1 protein-coding gene is annotated in these 1170 nt (G+C 72.8%); it reads right to left on the reverse strand.

What is annotated here, in order from left to right:
• On the reverse strand, positions 1–1170 hold a 1170-nt coding region (locus D588_RS0115960; protein ID WP_017916693.1), incomplete at both ends, for a histidine kinase dimerization/phospho-acceptor domain-containing protein.

Genomic DNA, 1170 nt, shown 5'->3' on the forward strand with positions numbered 1-1170 from the left:
AGTTCCTGGCTGATCGCCAGGCCCAGGCCGCTGCCGCCCTGGCGCACCGCGGTGCGCGGGCCGTCGCCCTGTTCGAAGCGCTGGAACAGCCGCGCCTGCTGCTCGCTGCCGATGCCCGGGCCGGTATCGGCCACCTCGATGCACAACCCCTGGCCGTCCTGCCCCGGCGCCACCTTCAGCGCCACCGAGCCGCTGCTGGTGAACTTGATCGCGTTGCCGAGCAGGTTCAGCAGAATCTGCCGCACCCGCAGCGCATCGCCTTCCACCGTGGTCGCGCCGGGCATGCCGTCGTGCAGATCGAAGCGCAGCCCGCGCGCCTGCGCCAGCGGCGCCATCAGGTTGACCACTTCGGCGATCAGCGCCTGCAGCGCGAACGGCTGCGACTCCAGGCGCAGGCGCCCGGCCTCGATCCGCGCCAGGTCCAGCGCGTCGTTGACCAGATGCAGCAGGTGGGTGCCGGCGCGGCGGATCGACTCGGTATAGCCGCGCTGCTTCGGATCCAGCGGCGTGGCCAACAGCAGTTCGCTCATGCCCAGCACCCCGGTCAGCGGCGTGCGCACCTCGTGGCCGAGCGTGGCCAGGAAGCGGGTCTTGGCCAGCGAGGCCTGCTCGGCCAGTTCCTGCTTGTGCAGGGCCAGTTCCCAGGCGTGCTGGCGACCCAGGCGGCGCCGGTAGGCGCGCAGCGACATCAGCAGCAGCAGGCCGGCCGCAGCGAGCAGCCCGACGATGCCCCAGACGCTGCGCCACCACGGCGGCTGCACCCGGAACGGCAGGCGCAGCGTCGGCGACCAGGCGCCGTTGCGGGTGCGCGCCTGGATCTCCAGCACCTGCGCGCCATCGGGCAGCTGCGGCAGGGTGCGTTCGCCGCTGGCGCCGGTGCTGACCCAGTCGCGGTCGTAACCCGGCAGGCGGAACCGGTAGACGATGTGTTCCGGATCGATGTAGGACAGCAGCCGCACCGCCACGCGCAGGTCGCGGTCGTCCGAGCGCAGGGTGAAGTCGCCGCGGGTCGGCAGCGTCAGCAGTTGTGGGCCGCGCCGCACCTGCACGCTCTCCATGCTCAGCGCCAGCGGCACCGGCACCGGATCCGGCTGCTGCGTGTCCAGCAGCGCCACGCTGCCGTCCGCGGCGGCCGCCACCAGCACGCCGTCGGCGGTCATCAGCAGGCCG

This window comes from Xanthomonas sp. SHU 308 (genome assembly GCF_000364645.1).
GTDB classification, from domain to species: domain Bacteria; phylum Pseudomonadota; class Gammaproteobacteria; order Xanthomonadales; family Xanthomonadaceae; genus Xanthomonas_A; species Xanthomonas_A sontii.